7 protein-coding genes are annotated in these 14,807 nt (G+C 46.1%); all 7 read left to right on the forward strand.

All coding sequences use genetic code 11. The features are described 5' to 3' along the window. Positions 1–20: 20 nt before the first annotated feature. The 7 genes from L0659_RS09530 to L0659_RS09560 all read left to right on the forward strand — a co-directional run bounded on the left by L0659_RS09530 (position 21) and on the right by L0659_RS09560 (position 14,804). Positions 21–3,326, forward strand: coding sequence for a VCBS repeat-containing protein (locus L0659_RS09530; RefSeq protein WP_235125686.1), 3,306 nt, complete (start codon positions 21–23; stop codon positions 3,324–3,326). 240 nt (positions 3,327–3,566) lie between these two features. Further along, complete coding sequence (locus L0659_RS09535; RefSeq protein WP_235125687.1) at positions 3,567–6,671, forward strand: SusC/RagA family TonB-linked outer membrane protein; 3,105 nt, start codon at positions 3,567–3,569, stop codon at positions 6,669–6,671. Positions 6,672–6,679: 8 nt separating this feature from the next. Continuing rightward, positions 6,680–8,284 (forward strand): SusD/RagB family nutrient-binding outer membrane lipoprotein, encoded by a 1,605-nt coding sequence (locus tag L0659_RS09540; protein WP_235125688.1) that lies wholly within the window; start codon positions 6,680–6,682, stop codon positions 8,282–8,284. A gap of 141 nt (positions 8,285–8,425) precedes the next feature. Then, the gene (locus L0659_RS09545; RefSeq protein WP_235125689.1) at positions 8,426–11,740 is read left to right on the forward strand and encodes a VCBS repeat-containing protein; all 3,315 of its coding nucleotides are present in this window, start codon (positions 8,426–8,428) and stop codon (positions 11,738–11,740) included. After that, on the forward strand, positions 11,737–13,056 hold the full coding sequence (locus L0659_RS09550; protein ID WP_310590695.1) for a vanadium-dependent haloperoxidase: 1,320 nt from the start codon (positions 11,737–11,739) through the stop codon (positions 13,054–13,056). Before L0659_RS09545 ends, L0659_RS09550 begins: the two co-directional genes overlap by 4 nt. Positions 13,057–13,136: 80 nt before the next feature. Then, a complete protein-coding gene (locus L0659_RS09555; RefSeq protein WP_235125691.1) occupies positions 13,137–13,808 on the forward strand; it encodes an outer membrane beta-barrel protein in 672 nt (223 codons plus the stop codon). Positions 13,809–13,928: 120 nt separating this feature from the next. Further along, positions 13,929–14,804, forward strand: a complete 876-nt coding sequence (locus tag L0659_RS09560; protein ID WP_235125693.1) for a ThuA domain-containing protein — start codon at positions 13,929–13,931, stop codon at positions 14,802–14,804. The last annotated feature ends 3 nt before the right edge of the window (positions 14,805–14,807 follow it).

Raw genomic sequence — 14,807 nt, forward strand, 5'->3', positions numbered from 1 at the left:
ACAATCAGTACGAATTGATAATGAAAAATAGCTGCGCCCTTTTCCTATTGCTGCTGGCTTCATGCCACTCAAAAGATACACTTTACACATCCCTCAGTGCCAATGAAACGGGCATTGACTTTAATAACTTCATTGACGAGGACGCCGAGAACAATGTCCTTGAATATGGTTATTTCTACAACGGCGGCGGCGTAGCAGCGGCTGATTTTAATAATGACGGACTTGTTGACTTGTATTTTACAGGAAATATGGTTGCTAACAAGCTCTATCTCAACAAAGGCGATTTTGAATTCGAAGACGTTTCTGAAAAATCAGGAACGGCATTAAATCAGGGCTGGAAAACGGGCGTTTCCGTTGTCGATATTAATGATGATGGCTGGATTGATATCTACGTTTGCCGGGCTGGCGCACAAGATCCGCGTCTGAGAAGCATGCTTTTATATGTTAACAATGGTAAAACCGCAGACGGCATTCCAACATTCACTGAGAAATCGGCTGAATACGGACTCGACGATAAATCGTACACCACGCAATCTGTTTTCTTTGATTACGACCGCGATGGAGACACAGATTGTTTCCTGCTTAATCATTCCGTTCAGAAATATGCCGGGTTTAGCAACTTGCTCGGCAGTTACCGTGAGCAGCGCAATGATACTTACGGCAATAAACTGCTCAGGAATGATGGTGGGAAATATGTGAATGTAACAGACTCGTCGGGCATTGTCTCAAACGTATTGAGCTTTGGGTTAGGCATTAATGTCAGTGATTTCAATGATGATGGCTGGCAGGACATTTACATTTCCAATGATTATAACGAGAATGATTATCTCTATCTAAATCAAAAAGACGGCAGGTTTAAAGAAGTGATCCGGGAAGCAACCGGCCACGTTTCTCTCTATTCAATGGGAACCGACGCGGCAGATTTGAACAACGACGGGCTTGTTGATATTCTGACTCTGGACATGCTTCCCGCTTCCAATGAGCGCATTAAGCTCACGGCCGGGGATGATAATTATGATAAATATCAGCAGTTGCTTCGCGCCGGTTTTCATGAACAGACCATGCGGAACATGCTGCAACTAAATAATGGTGTTAATGCCGATGGTGTTCCTGTTTTCAGCGAAATTGGCCAGCTGGCGGGCGTTTCCAACACCGATTGGAGCTGGGCCGCGCTCATGGGCGATTTTGATAATGATGGTTGGAAAGACATTTTCGTTTCCAATGGCTATGCCCGCGATTATACCAATATGGAGTTTTTGAAATACTCAACAGACGTTCAGTTAAAAACAGGACAAGGCGGAAAGGCGCCGACGCAAATGGAAATTATCGCCGAAATGCCGCCCATTAACGAACCCGATTACATTTTCCAAAACCAGAAAGGACTCACATTTACTAAAAAAATCACCGAATGGGGCTTTGAAAAGGCCAACCAATCAAACGGCGCAATTTACGCGGACCTGGATAATGATGGCGACCTCGACATTGTCACGAACAATGTGAACCAAAAAGCATTTGTCTACAAAAATAATGCAGAGACCAAGCTGAAAGCCAACTATTTGAAAGTTAAGCTGGAATCACCCAAATATGCCTTCCTGGCTGGAACAAAATTGACGCTATATTCCGATTCACTTACACAAACGCAACATTTCATGCCGGTCCGCGGCTTCCAGTCTGCGCAGTGGGATCAGGTGCATTTTGGTTTGGGTAAGGACAGTAAAATCGATTCCCTGCGCATAACATGGGCAGATGGAAGTCAGCAGTTATTGAAAAATCCAGCCGCTAACAAGTCTTTGATTGTGAAATACAGCGACGCTAAAAAGCAGCCGGAAGCGCCATTTGTCAAACCATTTACTTACTGGGAGCCAACCGCAGGGGTGGACTTCACACACATTGAAGACGCCAGAAATGATTTCCGGATCCAGACTTTGCTACCCAATATGCTTAGTTACCAGGGCCCGAAAATTGCGCAAAAGGACATTAACGGCGACGGGACAGACGATTTGTACATTGGCGGCGCAAGAGGGCAGGGCGGATCTTTGTTCATCAGTAAAAATGGAAAATTCGTCCAGTCGCCACAGCCCGAATTTGCAGGCAGGGAAGGATATGAGGATGCCGAGGCCGTATTTTTGGACGCTGACAGGGATGGAGATGAGGATTTGTTGGTTGTGAGTGCAGGTTATGAACTTAATCGGGAAGATAGACTGGCTATGCCGCGCTTGTATACCAATGTAAACGGCACATTTGTAAGAACTTATTTTCCAAACCTCGCAGGTAATGCCGGGACGATAGCCGTTTCGGATATTGATCGGGATGGCGATCTGGATGTTTTCCTGGGCGTCCGCGTTACGCCCGGAAGGTTTCCTGAAAGTGCAGGTGGTTTCCTTTATACGAACAATGGAAAAGGCTATTTCACGGATCAAACAGAGCTTCTGGCGCCTCAGCTTGTGAAAGCGGGCATGGTAACTGATGCTGTTTTTGAAGATCTGAACAAAGATGGCTATCCCGAGCTGATTCTCACCGCCGACTGGAAGCCCATTCAGGTTTTTAGTAACAAAGCCGGCCGGTTAACTGACGCCAGCACAATGTACGGAACCGCTGGTACAAACGGTTGCTGGAACGCGATCAAGCCAGCGGACCTGGACAATGACGGTGATATGGATTTTGTGGTTGGCAATATGGGGACAAACTGGCAATGGAACCTCACTTCACCCGACAGCCTCTCTTTATACGCAGCCGATTACGACAATTTGCAACGAATTGTGCCGGTCATAAGCGTTACAGAAGGAGGAGTAGAAGCACCTTATGCGAGCCGGGATGAGTTATTGGATCAAATTCCGTCACTGAAAAAGAAATACACGGACTACGTTTCCTATTCCAAAGCCAAGCTCTCAGACATTCTGCCAGCAGAGAAGCTGAAAAATGCGCAAAAGCTGACGGCGAAGATCTACAAAAGCGGAATTCTCGAAAACAAAAACGGAAAACTTGTTTTCCGTCCGCTGCCTATCGAAGCACAATTTGCGCCCGTGTACGCGATCTCGCTTTTTGATATGAATGCGGATGGCAAGAAGGACATTATCCTAGGCGGTAATCTCAAACAAACGCGCGTCCGGGTCGGACGGAGTGACGCCAGTCTTATCCAGGTGTTCCTAAATCATGGAAACCTTGATTTTCAATATGTTCCCCAAGCCAAAAGCGGCTTTTATGCCAAAGGTGAAGTGCGCGATCTCGCGGTTATTACTGCCGGTAAGGAGACACAATTGCTGGGCGCTATGAACAATGCAAAGCTGATTACCTACAAACTCAATAAAACGACATCTACCAAATAGCATTTTCTAAATTCTTCAATATCAACAATTTCCTGCAAGTGTAATTATTACAAATCCGTTATTAAAAGGAATTTTTTTAACATTAGAAGAATGTTAAAAAAATAAAAATCTGTTAATGCTTTATTAAAATTATTTAATTAGCAGAGAACTTAGGATATTTGCTGAATAAGTTGACCGAAAGTGAAATATTCGGCAGATACCAGTTTTAACCTAATTTTAGTCTACTAATTTATCCTAACTATGAAAGAAAAGCTATTAAAAAGTTGTTCAAGGGGATTTATTCCACTTGTCGTTTTTCTACTTTTTGCTTCATTATCGGCCTTCGCTCAGGGAAGGACGGTAACGGGCAAGGTAACAGACGAGAAAGATGGCGGGCTTCCGGGGGCATCTGTAACCGTAAAAGGTTCTACCAGAGGGACTAATTCGGATGCGGAAGGAAATTTTTCGATCTCAGGGGTGCAGGACACAGATGTGCTGGTTTTCAGCTCAATCGGTTTTTTGAAACAGGAGATCAGCATTGGTAACAAATCCGTAGTGGATGCGAAAATGACGCCTGACGTGGCGAACCTGGAAGAAGTGGTCGTTACGGCTTTGGGTATTTCCAAAGAATCCAGAAAGCTGGGTTACTCGGTGACAACGATCGGTGGCGAAGTGATGACAAGAGCCCGCGAAACCAACGTAGCCAACTCACTGGCCGGACGTGTAGCCGGTTTGAATGTAAAAGGAACCAGCGGCGGTCCTGGTGGAACAGCCAAGATTTTAATGCGTGGTATGCCGAGTATGAACTCGGGAGGTTCACCATTGATCGTGATCAACGGCGTTCCTATGGATAACACACAGCGCGGAAGTGCAGGAGAATGGGGTGGAGCCGATGGCGGAGACGGAATTGGTAACCTTAACCCGGACGATATCGAATCGATGACCGTTTTGAAAGGTCAGGCTGCATCGGCCCTGTTTGGTGCACGTGCATCCAATGGTGTTATTCTGGTAAAGACAAAAGCAGGTAAAAAAGGCGATTTTTCCGTGGATTACAACTTAAACTATTCCATGGATGAGCCTCGCAACATGACCGATTTCCAATATGAATTCGGTCAGGGAGATGGCGGCTTGAAACCAACGACAGCTGTGGCTGCACAACAAACTGCCCGCCAGGCCTGGGGAGCAAGATTGGACGGTTCACAAGTGATCCAGTTCGATGGTAAAAACTACGCTTACTCTGCTCAGAAAGACAATATCAAGAATTTCTATCGCATGGGTTCCAACTTCACAAACAGTGTGGCTGTGACCAAAGGCGGCGATAACGGATCATTCAGGTTATCCCTTGCGAACCTTGATACTAAATCGATCATTGAAAACAGTGGATTGGGCAGAAAAACGATCAACCTTACTGCTGATCAGAACATTACCAAAAGGCTGAGCATCAATGTAATGGCCAATTACATTGACGAAAAAATAAAAGGCAAGCCTGTTTTGAGCGATGGTCCTATGAATGCCAACAACGGTATTTTCCTAGCTCCGAACATCGATCAGCGCATTCTGGCGCCGGGTTTCAATCCTGAGACTGGAAAAGAGATCGTTTTCAGCGATGATGAATATGTTACCAACCCTTATTTTGTTGTTAATCAATTTGTTAACGATGTAAAAAGAAAGCGTTTGATCTCTGCTGTTGCAGTGAAATATCAGTTCGCTGACTGGATCTATGCACAGGCGAGAGTGGGTTATGACAATGCGAACGACCGTATTTTCAAAGTAACTCCTTGGGGAACAGGATTTTCTCAGAATGGCAAAGGCGCGCTGGATGAACTTTCCAATGCACAGCGTACAGAGATCAATGTGGATGGTTTGTTGGGTGTTACCAAAAGCTTCGGCGAAGATTTCACCGTGGATGCGATCCTGGGTGCTAACCTTCGGAAAAACCAGTATGAAAAAGTGCAGATCGGCGGCGGGCCTTTTGTACTTCCTTATTTGTACAGCTGGAACAACGTTGTGAATTTCAACAGGAACTACGAAGTGCAGAACAGCGAAGTGCAGTCAGCCTATTATAGTGTTGATCTGGGATACAAAGGCATCCTGAATTTGAGCACAACCGGCCGTTACGATTCATATTCTACGCTGCCAAACAGTGCAAGAAGCATTTTCACACCTTCTGTAACAGGTTCTTTCATCTTTACAGATCTTTTGAACTCATCTACACTTAGCTTCGGAAAAGTACGTGCGTCTTATGCCCGTACAAGCGGAGAGCCTGCCACGCCTTATGGAACAGCTATTTATTATGGTGTAGGAAATTCCTTCAATGGCGTTCCGACAGGAAATTTCAGCGACGAGCTTCCAAACTTGTTCCTGAAACCATTTACAAAAAGCGAAGTTGAAGTAGGACTTGAATTGAAATTCTTCGGCAGCCGTCTTGGACTGGATGTTTCTTACTACAATCAGAAAACGAAAAACGAAATCATGCCTGCAACATACAGCAGCGCAACGGGTTACGTTAGAGGTGTGGTAGGAACAGGTTCTGTTCAGAACAGAGGTCTGGAAGTTATGCTTACAGGCTCACCGGTAAGAACTTCGAAATTCGACTGGAATGTGTCTTTCAACCTGACATCGGTTAAAAACAAGATCCTGAGCACAGATCAGGACAACCTGGACATTAACCTGGGTTCAAACCGTGCCACGTTGGGTAATGCAGTAACGGCGTTCGTAGTAGGAGAGGCTGGTCCTCAGATCCGTGCGTATGATTACAAATATCACGCAAATGGCCAGATCATCGTAGATGCGTCGGGCTTACCAGTTCGCAACGACAAACTGACCAGCTACGGATCGGTGTTGCCAACATTGTATGGTGGTCTTAACAATGATATCAGATTGGGCGATTTCAACTTTGGTGTTTTGGTTGATTACAACTACGGCAACAAAATCCTTTCTGCAACTGAAAACTACACGTACAGAAACGGTCTGAACAAAGCAACGTTGGTAGGCCGCGAAGGCGGTGTGACAACAGGGGTTACCGAATCAGGAGCTCCCAACACGGTTACTGCCACTGCGAAAGCGTATTATACGGCTCTTGCAAACAATGTTACGGAAATCAGTGTGGTGGATGGTGATTTTATCAAACTTCGCCAGCTTACATTGGGCTACAACCTGCCATCCAGAATGGTAGAAAAATGGCCTTTGATCCGTGCTGTGAACATTTCCCTGGTTGGACGTAACTTGTTGTACTTCGCAAGAGAAACCAAGAATATCGATCCGGAAGCTACTTTCGGTGCTAACCTGAGATACGCGGGTATCGAAGGGACCAGTTTACCTGCAACGCGCAATTATGGTGTGAACGTAAACTTCAAGTTTAAATGAAAAACAACATGAAAAAGAGTCTTATAAATATGATCATTCTGGCAGGGCTGCTTCCATTGTCCTGTACAGATAGTTTTGACGAACTGAACACCGACCCGACAAAAGCAACCGGCGAAACATTTGATGCCAACTTGCTATTGCCATCCGTTCAGTATAATTATGTGAATGCCACGGCAGGTTATAATGGCGGGATACTGTTCCAGAGCATGTGGGTGCAGGTTTTGGCATCAACCACTTCGGGTGCAGCCAATTATTATTCCAATGGTGACAAGTACGGGATTTCGAGCAACACGAACTCCTACCTGGCCAGCACATGGAACACCGGTTTCCGCGCAGCCAGCCTTGCCTACGAGATGGAGCAGCTTGCGAAAGACAAGCCAGCACTTGTAAACCTGACGAACATTGCGATCATCATGCAGGTGCAGAGCATTGCAACCATCTCGGATACTTACGGCGATGTGCCTTACACAGAGGCGCTGCAAGCAAAAACGGGCATTACATTGCCAGCATATGATACGCAGGAAGCGGTTTACAAATCATTGCTGACCAGACTGGATGCAGCCGTAGGCGCGCTGAATGCAGATGCAGCAATCCCAACCAACGATTCATTTGAAGGTTACGACGGAAGCATCGCGAAATGGAAAAAATATGGTTACTCACTGATGCTGAAACTGGCAATGCGTTTGACCAAGGCAGATCCTGCAACCGCTAAGGCTTACGCAGAGAAAGCAGCTGCCGGCGGCACGTTCGCAAGCGTTGCAGACGATGCTTATATCATTTTGGACGAAGCAAATGGCTATAACAATGGTAACGGAGCAGCATTGTCTACACCAGCTGATATTTATCAGGTAAGATGGAGCAAGACGATGATCGATTATCTGAAAGCGACAAACGATCCTCGTTTGAGCAGGATTGCAGAAGTTCCTGCGGCTGGATTGACAGCTAACCAGGCTCTGGCTTCCTCTGGCAGCAGCGCACCCGAAGTTCAGATTGGCCTTCCAAATGGCTTTGACCTGAATGGCGGCGCAACGGACATTTCCAAAAGCGCGGGTTATCCTGGCGGCACAGGAACAGGAGCGAACGTGACGCCTATCGGCCGTTATTCACGCCCTACGTCAATTTATCGGTTAAGAAGCGCACCGCTTTTCGTGCTTACTTATGCTGAAACGGAATTGCTGCTTGCAGAAGCCGTAACAAGAGGCTATGCAGTTGGCGGAACGGCAGCGGCGCATTACAAGAATGGTGTTTCTGCTGGTATTCAGTCACTTGGCAAATATGGCGCAGGTGCTGCGATCACGCCTGCGGTAGCAGACGCTTACGCAACGGCAAATCCGCTTGTGCCTGCGAATGCTTTGAAACAAATCAATGAGCAGATCTGGGCTACGACTGGTATTTTGTTCAACTTTACAGAATCCTGGAACAACTGGAAGCGTTCCGGTTTCCCTGAGTTGAAGCCTGTAAACTATGTAGGGAATTTCTCAGGAGGCGCAATTCCAAGAAGACAACCTTACCCAACGACTGAGGCTGCTCAGAACGGAGCCAACTATGGCGAAGCAGTAGGCAGACTTTCGAGCGGAGACAACTGGGTTTCGCGCATTTGGTGGGATAAATAGAAAATAAAATTAAAGCGGTAAGAAATGTAAATTTTCTTACCGCTTTCAAAAAATTGATTGCACTAAGTTTTAACTTCAACCTTTCGTTGAAGTTTTTTATTTTACAAAATATCTTCCTCCTTAAACAGGCACAATCGCTTAATGCATACAAAAAAGCCCCATCGTTACCTGGTTTTTGTATTGTTTCTGACTGTTCATTTTGCTGCGGTCAGAGCGCAGCAGCCTTTGTTCCAATTGCTTCCCGCCAAACAAACCGGCATTAATTTCGTCAATACCATTACCGAGGATGAAGGACAGAATGTAATGTCCTACGAATATTTTTACAACGGCGGCGGCGTGGCAGTCGGCGACATTAATAACGATGGTTTCGAAGACCTTTTCTTTACCTCAAACATGGGGGCGAATAAGCTTTACCTCAATCTGGGCGCGACGAAAGGGCAGGCTTTAAAATTCAAGGACATTACCAATGCAGCAGGCAAAGGTTTGGAAGGCCGTAAAGATGGCTGGAAAACGGGCGTTACCATGGCTGATGTGAATGGCGACGGCCTGCTGGACATTTACATTTGCTACTCAGGTAAAGTGGCCGATGAAAAACGAAAAAATCAGCTCTTCATCAATCAGGGAAATCTTAAATTTTTGGAACAGGCCGCTCAATATGGCCTGGATAATATCAGTTACAGCACACAAGCCGCATTTTTTGACTACGACAACGATGGCGACCTGGATATGATGCTTTTGAACCATAGCGTCAAGAAGATCGACAATATGGAGCTTGCAAAAGCCAAGCAGGAGACTGACATGCTCGCAGGCAATAAGTTATTTGAAAATCAGAAAAACCAATTTAAAGAAGTTACGCAAACTGCTGGCATTCACCAGTATCCGCTTACATTCGGGCTGGGTATGGCCATAGCGGACATTAACCAGGACGGCTGGCAGGACATTTACGTAACCAACGATTACAACGAGTCGGATTATTTGTATATCAATAACAAAAACGGCACATTCAGTGATGTTACCCAGCAGTATTTCAGGCATTTAGCGCAATTCTCGATGGGCATTGACATTGCGGATTTCAATAATGACGGCTTGCCTGATGTGATGTCGCTGGATATGCTTCCGGAAGACAACCAGCGCCAGAAACTATTGCAGTTGCAGGAAAATTACGAGGCATTTGAGCTCATGATGAACCAGAAGCTGCACAAGCAATATATGCGCAACATGTTGCAGCTCAACAACGGGGACGGCACATTCAGCGAGATCGCGCAGTTTTCTGGCGTTTCCAATACAGATTGGAGTTGGAGCCCGCTCCTGGCAGATTTCGATAATGATGGTTATAAAGACCTTTTCGTTTCCAATGGTTATTTAAGGGACTATACCAACAAGGATTTTCTGAAATACTGGGGCGATTATAAGATCAGAAGGGCGGTGGATAAAGAGCCATTTTTATTAATGGACCTCATCAGGGCGATGCCTTCGACGAAGCTGGCCAGCTATGTTTTTAAAAATAATAAAGACCTGACATTCACCAAAATGCAGGAACCCTGGGGAATGGCGCAGCCTGCGGTTTCCAGCGGTGCAGTTTATGCCGATCTCGATAATGATGGAGATCTCGACCTGGTTGTGAACAACATTAATGATCCCGCATTTGTATACCAAAACATGAGCCGGGAACAAGCGGTTAATGCGTGGTTTCAGATTAAGCTTAAAGACAATGTTGCCAATAAAAATGCGGTCGGAGCGAAGGTTTATATTTATGCAAAAGGCACACAACAATATCAGGAAGTAAATCCCAACCGCGGTTATTTGTCGTGCACACCCACGAGGCTGCATTTCGGATTGGAAACAGCGACGAGCATTGATTCTGTAAAAGTGATCTGGCCGGACGGGACGGGCGAGTTGTTGAAAGATGTAAAAGCGAATCAGTTACTGGTCCTTCAAAAATCAGGGAAAGCGGATAAAAAGCCGTTCACTGCAAAAACCGATGCGCCTATTTTTCAAAAACAAAACAGCAGCATTGCTTATCAGCATGAAGGTTTCAATGAAAACGATTTCAAACGCCAACCTTTAATGTTGTCCATGTATTCACAAACCGGCCCGATTGTGGCAAAAGGGGATGTGAATAGGGATGGTCTGGAAGATGTTTTCGTGAGCGGCGACCAGAACAAGCAAGCAAAAATCTGGTTGCAGCAGAAAGACGGAACATTCAAGGAAATGCCTGATTTTGCCGTGGGCGACGAGAATATTTCCGCAGCAACTTCCGCCATTTTCTTCGATGCGAATGGCGATGGATTTGATGATCTGTATGTGGCCAAAGGCGGTTACTCCATGTTTGAGCCTAATACGATCTCGTTGCAGGATGAAATGTATCTCAACGACGGAAAAGGCAAGCTGAACCTGTCCGTTTTGTCTCTGCCCAATCTAAAATCCAGCAGTAAATCCTGCGTTCGTGCATTTGATTTTGATAAAGACGGCGACCAGGATCTCTTCATCGGCGGGCGCATTATTCCGGGCCGTTATCCCGAAACGCCGGTTTCTTACTTGCTGATCAATGATGGAAGAGGGAATTATAAAGTCAAAGACTCTCCTTTCTTCAAAATCGGTATGGTAACCGATGCGCAATGGGCGGATCTGGACGCGGATGGAAATGTAGAGCTCATCATTTGCGGTGAAATGATGCCGATAAAAGTCTTTTCTTTCAGCAATAATGATTTCACCGACAATACATTAAAGTTCTTCAAGCGAGAAGAATCCGGGTTCTGGTCATCGCTATTCATCGGCGATCTAAACCAAGACGGAAAGCCGGACATTGTGGCTGGGAACATGGGCCTTAACACGCAGATCAAAGCTTCTGAAAAGGAACCGGCGGAACTCTATTATGCAGATTTTGACAAAAACGGCTCCATTGATCCCTTTTTCAGCTTTTATGTTCAGGGAAAATCCTATCCTTTTGTAAGCCGCGATGAACTGAATGATCAGATCTATCCCATGCGCAAAAAATTTCCTTACTATAAGGATTATGCAAATGTTTCCATCACCAATATGTTCTCGGCCGAAGAGCTCAGCAATGCAACCAAATTGGAAGTAACAGAAATGCGCTCCATTTGTTTTTTAAGTAAAAACGGAACATTTGAAAAACAACCTTTGCCCGTGCAGGCGCAGTTTGCACCCGTAACCATGATCGCATCCGGCGACTACAACCACGATGGAAAAGCGGACCTGCTTCTAATGGGAAACAAAACAGATAACCGGTTGAAAATCGGGAGTATGGATGCCAATTACGGCTGCGTGCTGGCGGGAGACGGAAAAGGTGGTTTTGCTTACATTCCACAGCCGCTTTCGGGATTATCGGTCGCAGGCGATGTGAAATCCTGCGTTCAGATTAAAATTAACAATGAGCCATGCCTGGTTATAGGTCCATTTAACGAGTCATTACAATTTTACAAAAGAGCAAAGTGATCCGGGTATTTTTCATATTGGCGCTGCTGGTGAGCCAGGCCTCGGTGGGACAAAAAACAAAGGCAGAGCTGCGGACCCATTTGCAGCCTGCTGTTTTTTCGATCACAATGGTCATGATCCACGACGTGGTTAACCCACCGGCGGCGAGCCGATTTTACACTTATTGCCTGATGGGCGCTTACGAAATTGTGGCGCAGCATAACAAGCAAATAGTTTCTCCTACCAAATTTATCCCAGGCATCCAGCCCGTGGCCATTACCGCTGCACCCGGCTATAATTACCAGCTCGCGGCACTTTATTGCATTCTGGAAACGGGCAGGCTCATTCTTCCTTCGGGTTATATGCTGGAAGAGGACCAGAAAAAGCTGATCAGTGCATTGCTCAGGGAAGGCCATTCACAAAAGACCATTGATGATGCCATTGCCGTTGCCCAGGAAGTGGCCAAGCAAACCGTTGCCAATGCGAATACCGACGGTTACCTGAAATTAAGCACCAGGCTGCGTTACCGGCCCAAAAAAGGCGAGGCATACTGGTATCCTACGCCACCGGGATATATGGAAGGCATCGAGCCGCATTGGAAAACCATCCGGACGGTGATGATCGATTCCTGCAATCAGTTTATACCAAAACCGCCGGTTGAATTCAGCAAAGACAGCACCAGCGAATTTTACCGGCTTTCGAAAGAAGTCTACGACGTTGGCAGGAATATGACGCCAAAGAAGCGGTTTATTGCTTCTTACTGGGACTGTAACCCTTTCGCGATCAACACTTCCGGCCATATGTCCATTGGTTTTAAAAAAATAAGCCCCGGCGGTCACTGGATGAACATTACCAGCATTGCCACTACGAAAGCTGGTCTGGATCTGGATAAGGGCATTATGGTGCATGCATTGACAGCAGCGACGCTGCTGGATTCCTTCATCAGCTGCTGGGACGAAAAATACAGGAGCAGCCGCGTCCGACCCGAAACCGTGATCACCCGCTACATTGACCAGAAGTGGCAGCCGCTGCTGCAAACGCCACCTTTTCCCGAATACACAAGCGGCCACAGCGTCATTTCCACAGCGGTAGCCGAGACATTGACCTATCTGCTTGGAGATAATTTTTCTTTCCGAGACGATACAGAAGTGATTTTCGACTTGCCTACGCGCGATTTCAAATCGTTCAGGCAGGCAGCCGAGGAAGCGGCGATTTCGAGGTTGTATGGCGGCATACATTATCGCGATGCCATTGAAAACGGACAAAGTCAGGGCAAAGCGATAGGCGATTTTATTGTTGACAAATTAAAAGCAAACGGCATAAAACCAGCCATTTGACAAATATCAGAATCCTGACCTCCCGACTTTCCCGCTAAATCAGTAGTTTTGGGGACTGTGCTTTCAGGTCAACTCACGTAATGAAGAACATAACGATCATTTTGCTGCTGCTCTCTTGCTTACCCTGCATGTCCCTGCACGCGCAGGAAACGGTGAGAAATGGATCGCAAACGGCCGATAGCAAATGGAAGTTCGGTGTTAATGGTGGTTATGGACAACGCGTTTTCAGGTCGCGGAATATTGTAACCAACACGCAGAAACGTTATTTCAAAGATTTCAAATCCGGCATTTCTTATGGCGGCGAAGTCGCTTACTTTCCCTGGAAAAAAGTTGGTTTTGGTGTAAAATACGACCGTTATCAGAGCAAAGCCACGCTTGAAAATGTGATGACCGAAGATGTTGCAGTCCAGTTCCTGGGCGGCGAAGTCATTCATAAGGCCATCATGAAAAACCCCAAGAATGCAATCCTGACGTCGCTATTGCTTGGTTATCAGCCTTATCGCAACCATACGCAAGTAGGAGAGAATGCATTTACATTCAGCGGCAAAACGATGGGCTGGGGCGTGAGTGTAGGCGTTGAACATCGTTTGAGCCAGAAATTTGCGCTTAATTTCACCGGCTCTGCGATGATGGGCGCCGTTTACCGGTTGCAGCGCAAAACGGACCTGAGCACCCAAACGCTGCACTTGTCAAAGGACGACAGTGTTGATCTTTCCAGATTCTCGCTTTCCGTCGGATTCAGCTTTTTTTAAAGTTCTATGAAAAAGTAAGGGAAAAATTGGATGAAACAGTCTTCATTAGAAAGACAGTAGTTTCTTCCGTATTTTACGTTATATCCTTGCTGTCCGGCTTTGATCCTAAATTTCTTCACCATGAATGTAAGTAAGCGCTGCCTTGTTTTGTACGCTTTGTTGTTTGGCGTTTTTCTGCATGTTAACACAACATTTGCCCAATCTGCCGACAAAAATAAAAAGCCCGTTGTCGTTTTTGTAACGGGTGACCATGAATACAGCGGCGAGGAAACATTGCCGATCATTGCCGCCGAACTGGAAAAGAATTATGGAATGAAAACCATTGTCCTGAAAGCCTATCCCGGTCCCAACAGTGAGAATGACATTCCAGGTCTGGAAGCGTTGAAGGATGCCGATCTTGCCGTTTTCTATCTTCGCTGGCGGCAGCTTCCCAAAGAACAACTGGCGCACATTGATGCCTATCTCAAATCAAAAAAGCCATTAATGGGCTTCCGGACAACCACGCATGCATTCAATTATCCCAAAGGAAATGAAAACGAAAAGTGGAATGCATTCGGGGAATTTGCGCTGAATTCGCCTCCGGGCTGGGGCGGAGCTGCCAAGCACACCCATTACGGGCACAAAAGCAGCACGGATGTGACAGTCATTCCAGATCAGGCTAAAAACCCGATTCTAACGGGTGTTACCACGCCGTTTCATGCAAGATCGTGGTTGTACCGAGTGCTTCCTGATTATCCTACCAAAGGTTCAACATTGCTTTTAATGGGCAAATCTGTTGATCCGGATAAAGAAGCCGTTGAAAACCCAGTGGCGTGGACCGGAACCAATTCATTCGGCGCAAAAATCTTCATGACCACATTGGGACATCCCGACGATTTTAAGATTGAATCGTTCCAAAGGCTGGTAATCAATGCGATACATTGGGAATTGGGTTTGAAGATTCCGAAATGGAAAGGCAAAATGGACATCAATGTGCAGTATAGAGAAGCAAAATAATTG

Origin of the sequence: Dyadobacter sp. CY347 (assembly GCF_021502655.1) — a bacterium.
Lineage (GTDB): Bacteria > Bacteroidota > Bacteroidia > Cytophagales > Spirosomataceae > Dyadobacter.

Bases quoted from the DNA above. Each gene is read 5' to 3' on its own strand.
- L0659_RS09540 (WP_235125688.1), top strand. From the start codon at position 6,680: ATGAAAAAGAGTCTTATAAATATGATCATTCTGGCAGGGCTGCTTCCA.
- L0659_RS09535 (WP_235125687.1), top strand. From the start codon at position 3,567: ATGAAAGAAAAGCTATTAAAAAGTTGTTCAAGGGGATTTATTCCACTT.
- L0659_RS09530 (WP_235125686.1), top strand. From the start codon at position 21: ATGAAAAATAGCTGCGCCCTTTTCCTATTGCTGCTGGCTTCATGCCAC.
- L0659_RS09555 (WP_235125691.1), top strand. From the start codon at position 13,137: ATGAAGAACATAACGATCATTTTGCTGCTGCTCTCTTGCTTACCCTGC.
- L0659_RS09545 (WP_235125689.1), top strand. From the start codon at position 8,426: ATGCATACAAAAAAGCCCCATCGTTACCTGGTTTTTGTATTGTTTCTG.
- L0659_RS09560 (WP_235125693.1), top strand. From the start codon at position 13,929: ATGAATGTAAGTAAGCGCTGCCTTGTTTTGTACGCTTTGTTGTTTGGC.